The 19054-nt window shown below is 35.0% G+C and carries 15 protein-coding genes; 8 read left to right on the forward strand and 7 right to left on the reverse strand.

Annotated features, from left to right (window positions below; translation table 11 throughout):
* The first annotated feature begins 75 nt into the window (after positions 1-75).
* The 5 genes from ACWPWS_RS00445 (at position 76) to ACWPWS_RS00465 (ending at position 8652) form a co-directional block, all read left to right on the forward strand.
* A complete protein-coding gene (locus tag ACWPWS_RS00445) occupies positions 76-606 on the forward strand; it encodes an RNA polymerase sigma factor (protein WP_454045093.1) in 531 nt (176 codons plus the stop codon).
* A gap of 82 nt (positions 607-688) precedes the next feature.
* Entirely contained in the window at positions 689-1501 is an 813-nt protein-coding gene (locus ACWPWS_RS00450; protein ID WP_454045094.1) for a FecR family protein, read from the forward strand.
* 157 nt (positions 1502-1658) lie between these two features.
* Positions 1659-4751, forward strand: a complete 3093-nt coding sequence (locus ACWPWS_RS00455; RefSeq protein ID WP_454045095.1) for a SusC/RagA family TonB-linked outer membrane protein — start codon at positions 1659-1661, stop codon at positions 4749-4751.
* 101 nt (positions 4752-4852) lie between these two features.
* Positions 4853-6133, forward strand: a complete 1281-nt coding sequence (locus ACWPWS_RS00460) for a RagB/SusD family nutrient uptake outer membrane protein (RefSeq protein WP_454045096.1) — start codon at positions 4853-4855, stop codon at positions 6131-6133.
* 2 nt (positions 6134-6135) lie between these two features.
* Positions 6136-8652 carry a prolyl oligopeptidase family serine peptidase gene (locus ACWPWS_RS00465; protein WP_454045097.1) on the forward strand — a complete coding sequence of 839 codons (2517 nt, stop codon included), beginning with the start codon at positions 6136-6138 and terminating at the stop codon, positions 8650-8652.
* A gap of 17 nt (positions 8653-8669) precedes the next feature.
* Here the strand turns inward: ACWPWS_RS00465 and ACWPWS_RS00470 are convergent, their stop codons facing one another.
* The 7 genes from ACWPWS_RS00470 to ACWPWS_RS00500 all read right to left on the reverse strand — a co-directional run bounded on the left by ACWPWS_RS00470 (position 8670) and on the right by ACWPWS_RS00500 (position 15089).
* Positions 8670-8930, reverse strand: a complete 261-nt coding sequence (locus ACWPWS_RS00470; RefSeq protein WP_454045098.1) for a DUF6520 family protein — start codon at positions 8928-8930, stop codon at positions 8670-8672.
* 1 nt (position 8931) lies between these two features.
* Positions 8932-10530 carry a DoxX family protein gene (locus ACWPWS_RS00475; protein WP_454046877.1) on the reverse strand — a complete coding sequence of 533 codons (1599 nt, stop codon included), beginning with the start codon at positions 10528-10530 and terminating at the stop codon, positions 8932-8934.
* Positions 10531-10661: 131 nt separating this feature from the next.
* Positions 10662-11453, reverse strand: coding sequence for a hypothetical protein (locus ACWPWS_RS00480; protein ID WP_454045099.1), 792 nt, complete (start codon positions 11451-11453; stop codon positions 10662-10664).
* 180 nt (positions 11454-11633) lie between these two features.
* Positions 11634-13634: a conjugal transfer protein MobC gene (gene mobC, locus ACWPWS_RS00485; protein WP_454045100.1), complete on the reverse strand. Its 2001-nt coding sequence runs from the start codon at positions 13632-13634 to the stop codon at positions 11634-11636.
* Positions 13635-13759: 125 nt separating this feature from the next.
* On the reverse strand, positions 13760-14050 hold the full coding sequence (locus ACWPWS_RS00490; RefSeq protein ID WP_454045101.1) for a hypothetical protein: 291 nt from the start codon (positions 14048-14050) through the stop codon (positions 13760-13762).
* Between the two features lie 135 nt (positions 14051-14185).
* Complete coding sequence (locus ACWPWS_RS00495) at positions 14186-14623, reverse strand: DUF1896 family protein (RefSeq protein ID WP_454045102.1); 438 nt, start codon at positions 14621-14623, stop codon at positions 14186-14188.
* Positions 14624-14840: 217 nt separating this feature from the next.
* Entirely contained in the window at positions 14841-15089 is a 249-nt protein-coding gene (locus ACWPWS_RS00500; protein ID WP_454045103.1) for a hypothetical protein, read from the reverse strand.
* 261 nt (positions 15090-15350) lie between these two features.
* Here ACWPWS_RS00500 and ACWPWS_RS00505 point away from each other — a divergent pair, with 261 nt between their 5' ends.
* The 3 genes from ACWPWS_RS00505 (at position 15351) to ACWPWS_RS00515 (ending at position 19010) form a co-directional block, all read left to right on the forward strand.
* Entirely contained in the window at positions 15351-17102 is a 1752-nt protein-coding gene (locus ACWPWS_RS00505; protein ID WP_454045104.1) for a helix-turn-helix domain-containing protein, read from the forward strand.
* Between the two features lie 110 nt (positions 17103-17212).
* Positions 17213-17800, forward strand: a complete 588-nt coding sequence (locus tag ACWPWS_RS00510; RefSeq protein WP_454045105.1) for an RNA polymerase sigma factor — start codon at positions 17213-17215, stop codon at positions 17798-17800.
* Positions 17801-17861: 61 nt separating this feature from the next.
* Entirely contained in the window at positions 17862-19010 is a 1149-nt protein-coding gene (locus ACWPWS_RS00515) for a FecR family protein (RefSeq protein WP_454045106.1), read from the forward strand.
* Positions 19011-19054: the final 44 nt, after the last annotated feature.

Genomic DNA, 19054 nt, shown 5'->3' on the forward strand with positions numbered 1-19054 from the left:
AAGATATCTGATATTGAAATTTGTTTAATAATATTGAATGAATTATTAAAAAATTATTAAATTTGTTGTTCAGACATGTTGCCATCCAACCGACATATTACTCCCGAAGAGCAATCTTTTAGAAATCATCTTCAAAAATTTCGACCTCTATTACTCTCAATAATTTCTAAAAAAATAAAAGAAAGAGATGATATAAAGGATGTATTTCAGAATGTCCATATCCAATTGTGGATTAACAGAGCCAGATTGAATACTAAAGATGTTGAAGCAATAGTCGTTAATGTTTGCAATCAAAAAATTGCTGACTTTTACAGAAAGAACGTTCAGCGATTAAAACATTCCGCTCTTGATGAAGACTTAAGCTTAATCGAATCTGATTCTCCTGATTATGAAATAAAAGAACAGCAACTTTCAAATTTAGAAATTGCTATTGATGATCTTATCCCTCCAATACGACAAAAAATATTCAAAATGAATAAACTGGAAGGAATCACACAGGAAAATATAGCCGTGGAGCTGAATATTCCCAAAAGAACTGTAAAATACCACATACAGCAATCCTTGCTATTTATAAAAAATCGCATATTTAATCATAAAAATAGTTAAAGTCTGTTAAACTAAGTTAAAAAACACCTCTTTTACTGTCCTTTTTTTGGGTTCTCGCGAATATATAAGAAAGAACCAATTCATGGACGATAAGAAAAAACCTTTTCAGGATTTTACAAAAAAAGAAGAAGAGGAAATCTGGAATAACATTTTTAGTGCTACCAGAACATATGACCGTAAAAGAAAAAAAAGAAATTTACTACTGTTTAGTAGTGCATTAGCGGTAACAGTTTTCTTCTTAGGAATTGCAGGCTTTTTATTTTTAAAGACCGAGACTTATAATGCTGGAAATAACAATCTCCAAATTGTACTTTCAGATAAATCCGAAATCACGCTATTCCGCGGTTCCTCGCTTACTGTAGATAATTTTTTGTGGAAAAATGCCAGAAATGTTTATTTGAATGGAAATGGCCTTTTTAAAGTAAGTAAATCCAAGGAACAGCCCTTTATAGTGCATGGGAGAAATTATGAAACCAAAGTTTTGGGAACTATTTTTAAGATTTACCAAAGTGATAAAACTTTCAGTGTCGATCTATATGAGGGTAAAGTAATAGTATATAGGTCTGAAAAGCCTAATGAATCTTTTGAACTAAAACCAAAAGAAACATTTTCAAATTTGGGGATTACACAAGTCGCAAGAATATCTCCAACATCAAAATCAATAGAATCTAATATTAAATCAAGTTTATCATTTAATGATTGTTCCCTAATTAAAGTGGCTCAAATCATAGAGGAAACCTATAATATAAAATTATTAATCCCTGATAAAGATAAGGATGTAAAGATTACCATTTCATCCACAAATTCTACTGCTAAATCACTTATAGAAATCATTGCTTTCCAATTCGATTTCAACATAAAACAAATCAATGATAAAACATTTCAATTGGAGTGAAAAACTATGGGCTTTAATTATGCCCTCGCTCGATGACGATACTTGACCCAAGGAAATTTTAAATGTTGAATAAAAAAATGACCGACGGTTGGCCCCGTCGGTCCTGTATTCAACTAAGATCTCGGTTAGATATTAATTTAAAATACTTTACAAAAATATGAAAATTTTGTACAAAGCCGCCGTGTTCTTTTTGATCGGATGGCAGGGCCTCTATGCCCAAGAAAATCTCTCTATCATGAGGGTAAACTATGATTCGGAATCTGTACCAGCAACAGATGCTATCGAACTTTTTTTGAAAGAAAATAAAATACGTCGTTTTTCTTACAACAAGAAGTCATTAATAAAGTACAAAGTTCCAAGCACTAAATGCAATAATGAGTTATTACTCGACTGCCTAGCAAAGCTATTCAAAGACCTTCCATTGGAAATATCTATTTACAATAATTCCATAGTTATCCGTGAAAGGGAAAGTAAGCCAGTATCTACTAACGGAGAGTTCTCCCCAATGCCTATGGCGAAGCAGGATAACATAAAAAATACTGCTGAGGTCAACAAAATCGATGAAATTGTGGTTAATGCCGGATATTACAAAGTAAGAGCAAAGGAGCAAACTGGAAGTATTGCAAAAGTAATAGCTAAGGATATTGAAAATCAGCCTGTCACCAATGTACTGTCCTCTTTACAGGGACGTATGTCAGGAGTCAATATTTCGCAAAACTCAGGGATTCCGGGTGGTGGTTTTACAATTCAGATTCGAGGTCAGAATAGTTTAAGAACTAGTATGAATTCAGCACTAGACGGCAATTTGCCACTCTATGTAGTTGATGGTGTTCCATTAAGTGAAATAACAGCTGAAAATACTCAAATAGGTGCTACAGTGATGCCTTCTGGTAAAATTAATCCATTAAATAGCATAAACCCCAATGATATCGAGAGCATTGAAGTATTAAAAGACGCTGATGCAACGGCAATTTATGGGTCTAGAGGTGCGAATGGCGTTATTCTAATAACCACCAAAAAGGGCAAATCGGGCAAATTAAATGTACGTCTCACAACCAATTATGGTATAAGTGAGGCCCTTTCAAACCTCAAATTACTGAATAAGGATCAATATCTCGACATGCGCCATAAAGCCTTCGTCAATGATGGCGTTATCAATTATCCGGCAACAGCTTATGACCTTAATGGGACTTGGGGAAACAATGAAACGGACTGGAAAAAAAAATTGATTGGTAATAAAGCGACGTTTAGTAACACACAACTTTCCGTAAGTGGGGGTAGTGAAACTACAAATTTTTTGGTCAGTCTTGGGCATAACGAACAGACAACTCCTTTTGGACATGGCTACAAATATATCAGCAATACTTTCAATTCAAATCTTTCCCACCGTTCAAAAGACAACCGTTTTCAGCTCAGTCTATCAAATATGTTCACCAATCAAAAAAATAATGTTGTTAGAACCGATATTACAAGCAGTGCTTATACTTTGGCGCCTATTTCACCAAACCTATACAATTCCGATGGAAGCCTCAATTGGGCAGCAAATACATTTACAAATCCTTTAGCAGCTTTCAATGCCAGTTATAGTAATGATACCAAACTCTTTCAGTCTAATATAAATGCGGAATATAAAATTTATTCTGATCTAAGTTTTAAGGTAAATGCTGGATTAAATTATACTGCTATAAATGAAGTATCCCTTCTTCCCAATACAGTAAACAATCCATCGCTTGCCAGCGGGGCTTCCAGTGCAACTTCCCAATCGAGAAAAAAAGATCAGGAGATATTTTCAATTATTATTGAACCACAATTAAACTGGATAAAAAGCTTCGGAAATCATAAACTTGATTTTTTGGTCGGTGGTAGTTTTCAGCGAAATGTCAGGGATACCGACGAGATAACAGGGATTGGTTTTGAAAGTAACCAGTTTATCGGAAATGTTGCTGCCGCAAAAACAATCAGGATGGGTGATCAATCATCAATTGAGTACCGATATGCAGCACTATTTGGACGGCTGAATTACCAATACAAAAACAGATACATTGTCAACATAACAGGAAGACGCGACGGGAGCAGCCGCTTTGGACCAAATAACAGATATGCCAATTTCGGGGCTATTGGAGCTGCTTGGCTGTTTTCAAATGAAAACTTTTTAAAAAATTCTAACTGGTTATCCTTTGGAAAACTTCGCGGAAGTTATGGTTCCACAGGAAGCGATAATATTGGGGATTTTCAATTTTTGGACAATTATACTGTTTCCCCGACGTTGATATACAATGGAGTTACTGGCTTATTACCCGCCCGGCTTTTTAACCCAAATTATAGCTGGGAAAAAACCCGAAAGTTTGAAGCTGCAATTGAACTAGGCTTTCTTAATAATCGGATTAACGCCAACATAGCCTATTACCGTAATAGATCTTCCAATCAATTAGTTGGTTATCAATTGTCGGCTGTTACCGGATTTCCCAGTGTAACCGCAAACCTTGACGCAACGGTACAAAATACCGGATTGGAATTTGAGTTAAATATCAAACCGATTTCAGATAAGAATTTTAATTGGGAGACCAGCTTCAACATCACCTTCCCTGAAAATAAATTATTGTCATTCCCCGGTTTGGCTGGTTCGCCTTATGCTAGCCAATATTCCATTGGCTCTTCAACTCAGATTGTTAAACTCTATCAACTGGAAGGTATAAACCCTCAGACGGGATTGTACCAATTCACAGACTTTAACGGAGACGGCAAAATATCTAGCCCAGAAGACCGCCAGGTTATTGAAGATCTTCAAATTAAATTTTTTGGAGGCATAAATAACAGTATACGCTATAAAAACTGGGACCTATCTGTCTTGTTTCAATTTGTCAAAAAGAAAAACTACAACCAAAATTCAATTATGCCGCTTCCCGGAACAATGGTTAACCAGCCTGTTCAGGTCTTAGATGTTTGGTCTGAAGGAAATCCCAATGGTTTATATATGCCATATAGCGCATCCAAAAACCTGCTCAGTCACAATTTATTTAAAGGAAGTACAGCAGCGGTATCGGATGCTTCCTTTATAAGATTAAAAAATATTGAATTGGGCTACAACCTGCCAATAAAATCACGTCCCTTTAAAAGTGTTAAAATCTATTTTCAGGGACAGAACCTTGTCACCTGGACTAAATTCTTTGGGGCTGATCCAGAAGCATTGATTTCCGGTTTTCTACCTCCATTGAGAACTTATTCTTTCGGATTACAGTTAAATTTTTAATTCTTTATCTCATGAAAATATCTAAAATACTATATACATGCGTTTACGCATTTTCCATAGCATACGTTTCCATTTCTTGCGAAAAGTTGATAGAAGTAGACATGCCAAACAATCAGATCGCCAGTAATGAAGTGTTTCAAGATCTTCAAACTGCCAATTCTGCTCTATCGGCGTTGTATGCGGATGTAATGACCAACTCACCAATTTCAGGCGCCAATCTTGACGCTGCATTAGGAGTATATACTGATGAACTGGATGAATTTAGTACAACAATTACTCCAACCAGGGAACTTTATCTTAACCAGCAGACGGACACGAACCAGACTGTATACAGTATATGGGTTTCATCTTATAAGCATATTTATACTGCTAATGCCATTTTAGCAGGTGTGGATAAATCTACGGGTATATCAGCCTCCGACAAAAAATATTTGAAGGGTGAAGCTTTATTTATAAGAACATTAATGTTTTTTTATTTAAACCAGCTTTATGGAGATATTCCTCTACCAAATACTACTGATTATAATGTCAATCAGATCATTAAAAAAACACCTTCATCAGAAGTACTCTCGAAATTGGAAAACGATCTCAATCAGGTTTTGACACTTCTTCAGGATGACTATAGAAATACAGAACGTATCTATCCCAATAAAATGACAGCAAGACTCCTTCTGGCTAAAATTTATATGGCACAACAACAGTGGATACAGGCAGAACAAATCCTGAAAGAAATTATTCAATCTTCTATATATCTGATGGAAACAGATATAACAAAAGTATTTCAAAAATCTGGAAAACATATTCTTTGGCAGTTAAAACCTGCCAATAACACTTCTCTCAAACAGGCCACATTATACTATTTCTCAAATGCTAAACCGAACTCCTACACCCTAAACAATAATCTGGTAAATTCATTCTCATCCAATGACCTAAGAAAACAGCATTGGATGGCAGTGGTATCCTACAATGGAGAGAGCTGGTACCGAGCCGAAAAATATAAAAACCGTGACAATACGAATACAAATGAATATTCCATCATATTCAGGATAGAAGAGCCTTATCTTCTTTTGGCTGAGACATTGGCAAATCAGAATAAACTTACAGAAGGGCTTACTTATCTCAATCCAATCAGACAACGTGCCGGATTAGCACCTTTAAGTAATTTAAGCCAGCCGGATCTACTCAGTGAAATCCTTTTGGAAGATAGACGTGAATTCTTCACAGAAACGGGACACCGTTTCCTTGATTTAAAAAGAATGGGTAAACTCAACACCTTTTTAAATGTTAAACCTAATTGGAAGAATTATCACAATCTCTGGCCTATCCCGCAAAATGAGCTTCTACTGAATTCCAATCTTAAACCGCAAAATACCGGCTATTAATTATGAAAAACGTAGTGATATTAATGCTTTTGACAAGATGTCTATTGATGTCTGCTCAGCAACAAGAAGATACCATAACGAAGTGGAAAGCGAAGTTTGCCACATTGGGTGGGATTCCAAAGATTTCCTCAGAAGGAAATTGGATAGGGATCAATAAACAATATAAGCTTGGCGGAGATACGGCCTATGTGGTAAGTACAAAAGGAAAAACGGTACACCAGATTATATCGACAGGATTATTGGATTTTCTAAAAGAAGATGGTGTTTTTGGAAGGAAAGACAATCAAGTGCAGTTTGTAAACCTTAAAAGCAGCAAATCATATCAATATAATAACGTCAGCAATTATTATCGGCTGGATTATTTAAACAGATATGCTCTTCATACCAAAGATAAGTACCTCCGTTTTTATGATCTTACTGGAAATCAGTTACAGGAAATATCAAACATTGACGGTCTTTTGGTAACGGATTATAAAAGTAAGCTATACTTTGTAAAGCAAATTGAGGGAAGAAGCGAGATCTTTGCAACCACAGGCACAGACCACGAAATAGTGTACTCAACAGAAAATCCAATTGGAAAGATCGAACTTACGCCATCAGGAAAACAGCTGCTCATTACCGAAGTTCAGTCTCAGAAAGAAAATAATCAATTGACTATACTTGATACAGAGCTTGATTTTAAACAAGTGGTTCAACTGGATCTTCCAAGTAAATCGGAAGTGAATCTGAATCAAATACAAAATGGAAGGTATTATCTTATCAATTCAAAGGTCAGATTCTCCGAAGAACAATCTCCCTTGGTGGAGGTATGGTATGGAAATGATCCTTTTGTTAATGTACATAAAAAAAAGTATGTAAATAACGAGTATTGGTTATGGGACACTAAAAAGAATAACGTACTGCCAATAAAACTGCCAGAGGGACATGAGCTTGCTTCTTTAGATAATGCGCGTTTTTTCCTGTGTTATTTACCAAGAAAAGGGTACAACTTTACTACGTTCAACCCCGAAATTAATGATGCAGACGTATTAGATATGACAACCGGAAATTTAGTGAAAATAGGAAACTTGAAGCAGGTTCAATATTTAAAAAAAGGTTGGCGGTCTGACTTTCTGGGAAATCGGGTTTTCTGCTCCAAGGATGGTCGATGGTTCTTGGCCAGCAATGATGGCGTAAGATGGTCTTTGTTCAGCTCATCTGGAAAAAAAGAAGCCTTAATAGAACAGAACAGCCTTGAACAGCCGATATTTTCGGCGGATAACAAACAGATCTATTTTGAAAGCAACAATGATCTGTGGAAATATGACATTAAAACTAAGAAATTGACAGCCTTGGAAATAGCTAAAGGAAAAACTGTCCAAATAAAAAATCTCATCAGTGATCCGAGTAGTGGCACAATGAGTTCATTCCTTCGGGGAGATTCCATATTGCTCGAAGTTTATGATAATCATATAAATAGAATTTCTTATAAACTGTACCAAAAGGGGAAATGGAAGCAAGTTGTGCCGGAAACAGAAAACAGGATTGACCCTGGTCATTTACTTTTCAATAAAGACATGACAACCGTTTATACGTTGGAAAGAAATTTCAACCTGCCCCCTACACTATATTCATATAACGCTAAAGGACAAAAAAGTCTATTGTTTGACGCCGCGATTAAAGATACTAGAGCAAAAAGGATCAAACAGGAAATCTATAATTTCAAAGCCGTTGGAAAGGAATTAAAGGGCATTTTATATTATCCGATAAATTATGATCCAAAGAACAAGTATCCGATGGTTGTCCATATCTATCAAGTACAACGGACTTTAAGTAATGATTATCTCTCTCCCAATAATGTGTCGCCAGTAGGCTTCCAGATCAGGACTTTGCTGGAAAGGGGATATTTTGTATATCTGCCTGATATCGAGCAAGGCAAGGCTGGTCCAGGTATGTCAGCACTGGAATGCGTCAACCATGCGCTGGATGCTGTATTGAAAAATCCTTTTATTGATCAAAAAAGAATTGCCCTTGCCGGGCAGTCATATGGTGGTTATGAAACCAATTTAATCGCCACCCACTCGAAGCGTTTTAAGACATATGTATCAGGAGCAGGACCCAGTGATTTGATCAGCAGTTATTATTCCTATTCCAATAATTTTCTAATGCCATATTATTATATGTATGAAACTGAACAGTTTAAGATGGGAACCTCAGTGGCTGAGGATAAGGAACGCTATTTACTAAATAGCCCTGTTTTAGGCGTCGAAAACGTCAATGCACCAATATTACTTTGGGCAGGTAAGAAAGACTCAAACGTCCCATTGGGTCAGGTCATGGAATTTTATGTAGGTTTAAGGCGTTATCAGAAACAGGTTATTGCACTTTTCTATCCAAAAGGTGATCATGATTTCCTTGGTTTGCCCCTAGAAGAAAAAGACCGGGACAAAAGGATATTGGAATGGTTCGATTATTTTTTGAAAGATCAAAAAGATATTTTTTGGATCAATAGGCAAATTGAAAAGAAGGCGCCTTTTTAGACGCCTTCTCTCCGAACTTATGGAGTAGTTCTAAATAGTTCTTGTGAACATTGAGTTTCGCTGTCCATAAACTCGTATAATTGTGAAGTACCATCCCCATTCCAGGTACAAACAAATCCTAATGCGGCGTTACAATCTTGTTGTACCTGAACACATTTGTTGTTCGCATCAATACGATAGGTCGGAATTACTTTAGCTGCCTTACTCGCCATATTGGAAGCGAAAGCTGCTCCTGCACCCATTGCTACAATAAGGGCAGGTAATAATATCTTTTTCATATTAAGTGTTTATTGGTTTACGCCTAATCTTTTCAAGGTTTTCGGCAATCCCTTTTTTTGTTCCCTTATCCACAGGCTGCTCCCAGAGCGGCCTGTTTCGTTTTGAATTCACTTTGAAAGCTCCCGGCCTGATTTTGTAGCGAACCAGTTCGTTTCCGATAAGAACGAAAAGGTTGTCATCACTGACAATCATTGCTGACATGGGTATATTGTTTTTATGCCGGATATAAAAACTACCTATATATTGCTGTTGATCGGTTCTGTATACATCTATTATTGAAGATGTCTTCCAGGATTTAGAAGGTTCGTGTTTACCTTTCAGGTTGGATTGGTTAAATAGTAGATTTCCACTGATCATTGAACCTTTATTGACACTAAAAGGTGGGGCACTCATCTTATTGTTACCATTGGATAACCGGGTGACGGAGATTTTGGCGCGGGTTGTCGTATCAATGGTATTTAGCCGATTCAATATCTTAAAACTGCTGTCCATAACAATGTACTGATTCCGGTAAACATAAGTGTAGACCAATTTTCCGTGGCGACTGTCAGAACTTAATATCCCATCGACATCAAAAATACCGTCAATCTGTTTCTCTAAAATATCAGGTTTTAGTTCCAGCTTTTTATTTCTATCTAAATCTAATGAAGCCAGGATATATTGTTTATCGGATCTGCGCTGAGTTCTGATTGCGAATTTCATTGAATCCAACACAGTAAGCTGATTAAAATAAGCATCACCATGACTGATTGTATGGGCTAACGAGTCACCAAGTCTTCCTTGATATATAACTGGTACCGAACCATCATACATATAGTAATAAGGGGTGCGAACAGATAATTTTAAATTGCGGAAAACATGGTTTTTATTATCCAGCATTACTTTGATATCTGAGATGCCACTTAGTCCCGTATCAATTTTTGTAATGAACAACGGCGCAGTTGTGTTTCCTAAGTAGATGTTTCCGTCCCCCATTCCTGCAAAATAATACGAATTTATCCCCAGATCAAAACTCTTTTCTCTCAGAATTGGATGCTGAAGAAACCGTCTGGTAAAATTATTCTCTCTTTTAATAACTTGCTCTGAGCTTAAAAATAAAGCCACCACAACTCCACAACTGACAAAAATAGTTGTGACCGAAATAGATAGAGGTAAGGTTAATTTTTTGAGCGGATTTTGTTTCCTCTCTCGGTAAAGAATGGCTGTAAAAACGAGTAAGACAATTACAATATTAAAAATAAGATGTTCTGTCCATCCTAATTTCTCCAGTATTCCTCCACATGAACAAGGAACAAAGTCACTGTATTTTAAAATAAGGTATATATAAATAGTGAATGCAGACATTAATCCTAATGAACCATATAAAGCGAGTAATTGATAATCTGGAACACAGAGATATAATGCCAGCCCAAATTCAATTATAATTACACCGTAGGAAATAAATCCGGCATATGCACTTAGCAATGGGGATTGAGCCAACTGTACTTGAAAGTTCTCAAAATCTAAAAGTTTACTCATCGCAGCGTATACAAAAAGCAACGCTGTTAAATAAGCGACAACATTTGCATAATCTTTTAAATATTTAAGAAAACTCTTCATCACAATCTGTTTAATGATTATTTCATAATCAAATTTCAGAAACCTTATGTGAAAAAAATATCTAATAAGGGAGAATGTATATCATAAAAAGACTTTGTTATTGTATAAAATTCCTGTTAGTAGGAAAATAATTATGGATAATTTAATATTTGTCTAAATCTTGGTATGTCATCCAAAGATATTTTATAATGTTTGCTGAATACACGATACATATTTAAATAATCATTGAACTGATTATTATAAGCAACTTCTTTCTTGGTCTTCTCAGTGAAAAATAAATCACGGTTTGCACCAATCATTTTTAATTTCATGTAAAATTGATAAAAAGTATCTTCTAAATAGACTTTGCAATCTTTTTGAAACTGCTTATAGTTTTTATTAAACGAGGCAACATATTCCTGCAGGGATGGTTCTACTTTTGTTTGATACCCCTCTAAAAGTCGTTGTATATATACCAGGTCCCTTGGAATGATATTTATGATCATCTTCGGTATTGCAAATTCATGAAGCATAAAAACTATATTTTTACCGCAAGGGTCGGTCGCTGCAATACCGGTCAATAAGGCGAAATTTGATGTCTTGGAATATTGAAGATGGATAGGAACTATACGATTTTTAATATTGTCTGAAATCTGGTCAACTACAAAGGAGAAGCCCAACAAAATTTCATCATTTTTTGGTTTTTTAAAATCTTTTATCCTTCGTTCAATAATGCAGGAACTTTTAAATAGATCCAATTCTTTTGGCAGAAACCCTGTTTTTTGAAAAAAATCAATGTAATAATCCATCAGTTTATTTAACTGAAGTTGAAGTATATCAATCTGGTTCGTATGAAATGCCGAACTGATCCAGGGAAGTTTGGCAAACTCTTCAATTGATTCTTTAACTGTTTTTTCTACCTGTGATAATAAATACGTATTCATAAACTGGCCAGCTAGTGTAACAAATTTCTTATAGAAAAGAAAATCCAAATTATTTTACTAATTAAGTAAATATTTTTGGCTTTCTAAAAAAAATAAAAATATTGTATAACGTAACAGGCACTGTATATTTTGATAATCAATATGATGCATCGCAATATTGGAACACAATAATATATGCCACTATTCCTTCTTTAGTAAATGAGCTAAATCCGGATCATTTGCAATTCGATCTAATTCCCTATCAATAATTCCAAGAATATCTAGTTTGACCTGCCTATAATTCTGCTCAATAACTTCTTTCATGCCATCTACTCCATTATCATCGGTGAAGGATAATATCTGCGGAATCTTTTTATATCCTTTAGTTTCATTGGTTACCTTTTCATTATCCACGACGATCTCTGCGTGAAATATTTTTTGTTCGATGCGCTCATCGAAATTATCGGAGACCGCGCCCACAAACATTCCTTGTGTTAAGGTCGAAATTTTTGAAGCTGGAATAAGACTATCTAACTGTGTAGAAATGGAAGTGGATTTATCGTTACGATTGATAGTCATACTTTGTCGTTTCTGCAATACCTTTCCGAAACGTTCTGATAGACTTTTCGCTGTTTCTCCAACCACCTGCCCGCTAAAAATATTCCCAACTGTATTCTGGATTACCTTAGCTTCTTTATCACCATAATCACGTATTAACTGTGAAAAATCTTGAAAGCCCAAACAAACCGCCACTTTGTTACTTCTCGCAGTCGCGATAAGATTATCGAGTCCCCTGAAATATATCGTGGGTAGCTCGTCAATAATAACCGAACTTTTTAATTGTCCTTTCTTATTAATGAGTTTTACAATTCTTGAATTGTACAACCCCAATGCGGCAGAATAAATATTTTGCCTGTCTGGATTATTACCCACACACAAAATCTTAGGCTCTTCGGGATTGTTGATATCCAGAGAAAAATCATCTCCGGTCATTACCCAATACAATTGCGGGCTTATCATTCTTGACAAGGGAATTTTTGCAGATGCTATCTGTCCCTGTAACTGGTCTTGCGCTCCTCCTTGCCATGCGTCCATGAAAGGTGATAAATAGTTCTCCAATTCAGGGTATGAGGTAAGAATAGTAAATACATCTTCATATCTTTTATTCAGCAATTCTATTGCGTGAGGGAAAGTGCAGTACTTGCCATTATCATAGATTTTCAGATACCAGATGATCGCCGCCAGTAATATAATTGGTGACTCGACAAAAAAATCCCCTTGACGCTGAATCCACGACCTGTTGAGGTTAAGCATGATAGTATAAGCTGCTTCGTAAGCATCTGAAATATCGGTCATAAAGTTAGGGTTGAGAGGATTACATCGGTGACTACGGCGCGGATCATCAAAATTAATCACAAAAAACTGTGGTTTGATTTTATATTTATCTGTATTCTTCAGCAAGTGATTGTACGCAATGGTAGAAAGGTCGTCAAACTTGAAATCATAGATATACATTGAAAAACCTTTTTCAATTTGTTGTTTTATGTAATTGTTTACGACCGCGTATGATTTACCAGATCCAGGTGTACCCAATACAATCGTTGCTCGGAATGGATTTACAATATTTATCCAGCCATTGTTCCATTTCCCTTTGTAGTAAAATTTCGTTGGAAGATTTATGGAGTATTCATTCCCCATTAGTTTATTTTCTTGCTGAAAACTTTCATTTTCATTATTGAACACATCATCCATCAGATTATTTTTTAATAATCGACTTAACCAAATCCCACCTACCATCAACGAAATGTATCCAATACTTGTCGTAAGAATATATAGAAAGAAGCCTATTTCGGGTGAAAGAAGTAGTAATGATGTGTTTAGAAAAAAAAGAACAAATCCAATTATTAAAACAGAATTAATTTTTGTCCAGGTAATTTTTTCATTTTTTACACCTTTCGTTCCTAAACAACTTAAAGCAAGAAGCAGGAATGCAAAAGCCTTTGTATAGATAGTATGTGAAAATAAGCCTGCCGTCCTTTGGAAGTTGGTTAAAATGCGGTTGAAAACTTCTATAGTCCAGCCCTTATCGGCAAACGCACTGAAGCAAAACCAATAAAAATGTATAAGTATCAAAATGATGCTCACTGCCCGCATAAAAGCAATAATTTTTGCTAATCCTCTTAAATCATCATCTCCTTGCATATCAATATGTTTATTGTTGCAAGCGAAAGTAATTGTGATAATTATCCGATTGTTATTATGACCTTCATAGGCATTTGGAGGTTACTTTTGGCAATATGTATCAATGAAAATGAAGGAGTTTGGATTTAATCTTTTCCAAAAATATTTTGCACTTCGCTAATTAGAAGCCAAAGCTCTTCAGAGATGTAAGAACCTTTGTAAAGATTATTTTGTGAAACTTCGGCGCACCAGTAACCAAATTTATCGTTCCACCATATTAAGCCATGAAAATGATAAGCTATAAATTCAGCAATTAGAGGTTTATTCAATATTTCATTTGCAATTTCCATATTCAATTCATTATCGAAATTTGAATATAATGGACCTTTGATAGAATAGAGCTTGAAGTTCTCTGGTATTTTGATTTCAGCTTTCATACATAAAGATAAAAAGAATAGTACTTTTTAAAAATCAATAGTGGCTTTACAAAAAAAAACTGTTGATAATCTTAAAAATTAACAACAGTTCTTCTTTTGTTTTCTGGTAGTGTAGGGTCTCTATTTAAATTAGGATTACGGATTTAGGTTATTTTTTAACCAGACCGCAATATTCTTCTTTAGATCTCGATAAAGATAATCATAGGAAGTACTATATGCAAAATCATCCGTTAAATCATATTTTTTAAATACAACTTCACACTCTCTAAGTATTCTTAATGCAAATGGTCTTAGCTCTTCGTCCATGAAATAAGTATCGAACTCATAAGTGACGACTTCTAATATAGTGTTGAATTTGGAAAAGTATAGTCGCTCAAAAAGTATTGAATTTGCAATTTTTTCAGCCTCTTCTTCGCTGTTTTTTCCTTGAAGTGCCCCTTCATAAGCTTTAAATGCCCAATTTGAACGTTTGGAAATGAAATTTGAATCATAAGCTTTTTCAGGAAAGTTTGTATCCAGCAGTTCTTGAAGACTTGACCGAAAATAAGACTGGTTTTTAACTAAAATATCCATACACATTAAATTTTTTAATTTTTAGATGGATAAACTTAAAAAAGGAAATCAATATCTTTTTAAACCTGGCATTTATTGGCATCTAAAGGATAAACTTGACATTTGATGACCTCAAATATTGATCTTTTATTTAGCCTCAATGCGTTTAGAAGCAATCTTGTAGCATCACATTCGTTTAAATATGCATTGCGCACTGCATATAAACGAACGATAAAATTTAATTTTTAATCCGCCATTGTCCCTGATTTTTTGGTGGTGGATCGCCTTCGAGTACTCCACTTTCATCGACTTCACTTTGATAAATCTGTACTTGGTTAATGCTATCAGCATCAATCTTTCCTTCTTTAGCCATTGTTTTTAAACTTTCATTTTTTACTGCCATAACAGGTTCTTCATCTTCCTGTGTACAGGAGTGCATAATCACAATTCCCGCTAAAATTGAAATTATTGAGATAATCTTTTTCATTGTAAATAGTTTTAAGAATTATCCCGGTCCCGGATATTAATAGAATTCTGATGTCGAAATTATAGGTCTTTCATGTGGTAGGAAACCCTTACTCGCGCTCATTCACGAATGCGCACGTGCTAATTCATGAATTGACTCATCTCAAAAATCATGTAATTACATTGGTTATGTGGACGTTAAATAATTAAATCAGCACCTACTTTGGCCGTATTCATAATTGGGTGAATTTTTATAATTTTGATGGAAAACTTTCCATATCCCATGAAAACCAAGGCTAGCCAATATTTTATTATTCTATTAACCATTTTTGGTGAATGCCTTTTTGCGCAAAAGAATGAGAAATACAGTGATTACTATATACTACGGCGAAATTATGAGGGTCTTCCCGAAAACGATTCTAGTGCTAAACCTTTTGTAGAAAAATATATTGTAAAAGCAAAAAAAGAAAAAAATTATGAAAGGCTTGTTAGAGGATATTTGGACGGTTTATTATTTTCACCATCACCAAATGACAAGCTTAAATATGCTGATAGTACAATATGGGCATCAAAAATGACAAGAGATGAAGAAAGGATCAGTTCTGCATATCTTGAAAAAGGTGTTGTCTATTACTTCCAATTTAAAAAATACCAATTGGCATTAGACGAATTTCTGAAAGCATCTGAATATTCAATAGATGGAAAAGATATCTTCTACCAAAATAGGTTGTCTTATTTTATTGGTATAGTTAAAAGCTATATTGGCCACTATGGCGATGCATTAGAACACTTTAAGAAAACAAGTGCTTTCTTCCAAAATGAATCAAGAAAAAAGATGCATCCTAACCTTCTGTACGCAAATATACGTGGTTATTTAAACAGTATACATCAAATGGCTGTCTGCTACCGTAATCTTAAAGATTATAAAACTGCAGATTCCCTTGTATCCATTGGGCTATCTGAGACTTCCGGAAGCAAAGAATACTTGCAAGAATATGGCTATTTCTTAAAAGAAAGAGGAATAGCACAATTTAGGAAGAAGGATTATAAAAATGCGATTTCTTCACTAAAATCATCAATAGGCTCTATTTCGGCAGTAAATGACTTTGCGTGGGTATCAGTTTGTTACTCCTATATTGGCAAATCCTACCTTGCCAGTGGAGAAAATGTTACTGCGGTGTTATATTTCCAAAAAGTCGATTCAGTCTTTCAAAAGCACAATTTTGTCTTGCCGGAGGTAAGAGATAATTATGAACTGCTGATTAATCATTACAAAGGCGAAAACAATATTCATAAGGAGCTTTATTATACAAAACAATTGCTAAAGGTTGATGCCCTTCTTTCCATAGACTTTAGATATTTATTCTCTAAGCTTTATAAAGAATATGATACAAAGAGATTGACCCAGGAGATGAAAAGATTAGAAAAAGAGTCCGCGCGTGCATCTTGGGTTAATATTTCTGTCTTTTTATCGGCTGGTGTTATAATAATTCTTATCACTTTAAAATATAATAAGAGGGAAAAACAAATCAAGAAGAACTATAAAGCCCTTGAACAGACCATTCTTAATAAAGATGTGTATATCTCCTCATCTACACCCATTAAACAGAAAGAGCATGATAGGCAGGATCTTGATGATAGACTTAAATACGGAATTCTGGATAAGTTAACGAAATTTGAAAATAATCTGGAGTTTTTAGAGAAAGGACTGACAATCGCTGAATTAGCTGTTAAATTTGATACAAATTCGAACTATCTTTCCCAAATAATAAATGACTATAAGGGAATGACCTTTAGTCAATATTTAATTGCTTTGAGAATTAACTATATAACCGAAAGGCTTTATAAGGAACGAAAATTCCTTACTTATAAAATCGCATTTCTCGCGGAGATATGCGGTATTGCTTCCAGATCCAATTTTTCAAAGCGGTTTCAGGAAATTAATGGGATCCGTCCCACAGATTTTATCAAAAACCGACAAAAAGACCTGGATACGTTTAGCTCTACAAATGAAGCTGACTCTTCCATCATATAAATTAAGTACTGGTTTTACGTTTCTTTTTGACCTAACAAATTCCCGATATTTTATGTAAATATTTTGCTTATGAAAAATATTCAGTAATTTTATATTACGTGACCCCCTGAATGATGAAGAACTTGGAAAATATAACACAGGATTTTTTCGTGCTAAGATTTGCAGAAGGGGATCAGTATGCTTTTAGCGAAATCTTCCATAAATTCCAGCCAGCACTTGTTTTCTTTGCCAATAGACTTATATTATCTTACAATCTTAATGATGCTGAGGAAATTGTTCAGGATATTTTTGTAAAACTCTACGAAAAAAGAAACTCTTTCAAAACGATGGAAAATGTAAAGGCTTTTCTTTATATATCTGCAAAAAATGCCTGCCTGAACAGGATAGCTAAAGAGAAAGTACGAGTACGGCGCTTTGACCAATACATTACATCATTTGATGAATCAGAAGATAATATTTTGAAAAACATTATTTATTCTGAATTAGTTAGAGAAATCAGCGCTGAAATTGATCTACTTCCCACAAAATGCAAACAGATAATGAAACAGTTTTTCGAGGAAGATAAAAATGCAAAAGAAATTGCAGAAGACCTTGAAATAACTGTAAGTACGGTAAAAGCTCAAAAAGCTAGAGCAATCTCTATCCTCAAAAAGAGGCTCAGCGGTGCCGGAATAGCATTTCTATTGATTAATTTATAATTTTTTTAAATTCTTTTAGTCCTGCCATACCTTTTTTCTGTTTCTATAGAAAAAAGGAAGAATGGAAAGGCAAGATATCTACAATAGTTTTGAAATAAGCACGATACTCAAAAAAGTTGTTCAGGAAGTTCCTCTGACAGATCATGAGCGCGAGACTTTCAATAATTGGTTACAGAAAGATAAAAAAAACCGAATCTTTTATGAGAATTTAAAAGATGATGAAAATCTTGCTAATGCAATAAAAGAGCAGTTCAGTACCGATACAAACTTCCAGTTTAAACTTGTTGAAAGAAAGATCAGACAAAAAAGGAAAATTAAGTTTTTTCGTGTTGCAGGAGTCGCAGCGGCCCTTGTTTTATCCATTGGTGTAGGAACATGGGTTTATATCAACAATAGGGATAAAGAAGCGCAATCAGCGCTTACTGCCTTTGGAACTGACGTGCTTCCTGGTTCTAATAAAGCAACAATTAAACTTTCCACAGGTCAATCCATAAATTTAGATAGTCATCAGGGAATCCGTATTACGAATGCTGGATTCTCCTATGATGATGGCACTAGCGTAGCAAATGTGGCCAATGCTGAGTCCGCTACATTAATTACGCCAAGAGGTGGACAATATCAGATTACCCTTTCAGACGGAACTAAAGTATGGTTAAATGCTAATTCGTCTCTTCAGTACCCTTTAGCGTTTAAAGGCAAACAGAGAGAAGTACAACTGAAAGGAGAAGGATATTTTGAAGTTACGCATAATCCAGCAAATGCTTTTATTGTTAAAACTGATATGCAGCAGATCAAAGTATTGGGAACAGCATTCAATTTACGTGCTTATTCCGAAGTACAATTCACAACGCTAATTCGTGGTAGTGTATCAGTCACTTTAAATGATGCTGGATCTCCTGAAATACTAAAACCCGGTGAGCAGGCCATTGTCCAAAATCACATCATTTTAAAACAAAAAACTGACGTGAATGAGTATGTAGGATGGAAAGACGGTAATATTATTGGATCAAGTGTCAGTCTGGAAGTAATTGGTAGCGATATAGAAAATTGGTACGATGTGGATTTTATTTACCCTAGAAATTTTAAGAACTGCGAAAAGGCGTATATCAATATCAATAAAAATGAAAAGCTTTCTTCCGTTCTGAAAGCAATAGAAAATACTTATGGTGTCAAAACCGAAATCCGAGGAAAGGAGGTGTTTATCAAGTAAAGACGTTTCATATGTGTTTATGCCCGTAGTTTTTTAAAAATATA

It is taken from the genome of Chryseobacterium sp. Marseille-Q8038, from assembly GCF_965111995.1.

What these genes read in the sequence shown, in the direction of transcription:
- ACWPWS_RS00515 (WP_454045106.1), top strand. Translation starts at nt 17,862, where the DNA reads ATGGAAAGGCAAGATATCTACAATAGTTTTGAAATAAGCACGATACTC.
- ACWPWS_RS00505 (WP_454045104.1), top strand. Translation starts at nt 15,351, where the DNA reads ATGAAAACCAAGGCTAGCCAATATTTTATTATTCTATTAACCATTTTT.
- ACWPWS_RS00510 (WP_454045105.1), top strand. Translation starts at nt 17,213, where the DNA reads ATGATGAAGAACTTGGAAAATATAACACAGGATTTTTTCGTGCTAAGA.
- ACWPWS_RS00445 (WP_454045093.1), top strand. Translation starts at nt 76, where the DNA reads ATGTTGCCATCCAACCGACATATTACTCCCGAAGAGCAATCTTTTAGA.
- ACWPWS_RS00490 (WP_454045101.1), bottom strand. Translation starts at nt 14,050, where the DNA reads ATGAAAGCTGAAATCAAAATACCAGAGAACTTCAAGCTCTATTCTATC.
- ACWPWS_RS00465 (WP_454045097.1), top strand. Translation starts at nt 6,136, where the DNA reads ATGAAAAACGTAGTGATATTAATGCTTTTGACAAGATGTCTATTGATG.
- ACWPWS_RS00475 (WP_454046877.1), bottom strand. Translation starts at nt 10,530, where the DNA reads ATGAAGAGTTTTCTTAAATATTTAAAAGATTATGCAAATGTTGTCGCT.
- ACWPWS_RS00450 (WP_454045094.1), top strand. Translation starts at nt 689, where the DNA reads ATGGACGATAAGAAAAAACCTTTTCAGGATTTTACAAAAAAAGAAGAA.
- ACWPWS_RS00470 (WP_454045098.1), bottom strand. Translation starts at nt 8,930, where the DNA reads ATGAAAAAGATATTATTACCTGCCCTTATTGTAGCAATGGGTGCAGGA.
- ACWPWS_RS00495 (WP_454045102.1), bottom strand. Translation starts at nt 14,623, where the DNA reads ATGGATATTTTAGTTAAAAACCAGTCTTATTTTCGGTCAAGTCTTCAA.
- ACWPWS_RS00460 (WP_454045096.1), top strand. Translation starts at nt 4,853, where the DNA reads ATGCCAAACAATCAGATCGCCAGTAATGAAGTGTTTCAAGATCTTCAA.
- ACWPWS_RS00455 (WP_454045095.1), top strand. Translation starts at nt 1,659, where the DNA reads ATGAAAATTTTGTACAAAGCCGCCGTGTTCTTTTTGATCGGATGGCAG.
- ACWPWS_RS00480 (WP_454045099.1), bottom strand. Translation starts at nt 11,453, where the DNA reads ATGAATACGTATTTATTATCACAGGTAGAAAAAACAGTTAAAGAATCA.
- ACWPWS_RS00500 (WP_454045103.1), bottom strand. Translation starts at nt 15,089, where the DNA reads ATGAAAAAGATTATCTCAATAATTTCAATTTTAGCGGGAATTGTGATT.
- mobC (WP_454045100.1), bottom strand. Translation starts at nt 13,634, where the DNA reads ATGCAAGGAGATGATGATTTAAGAGGATTAGCAAAAATTATTGCTTTT.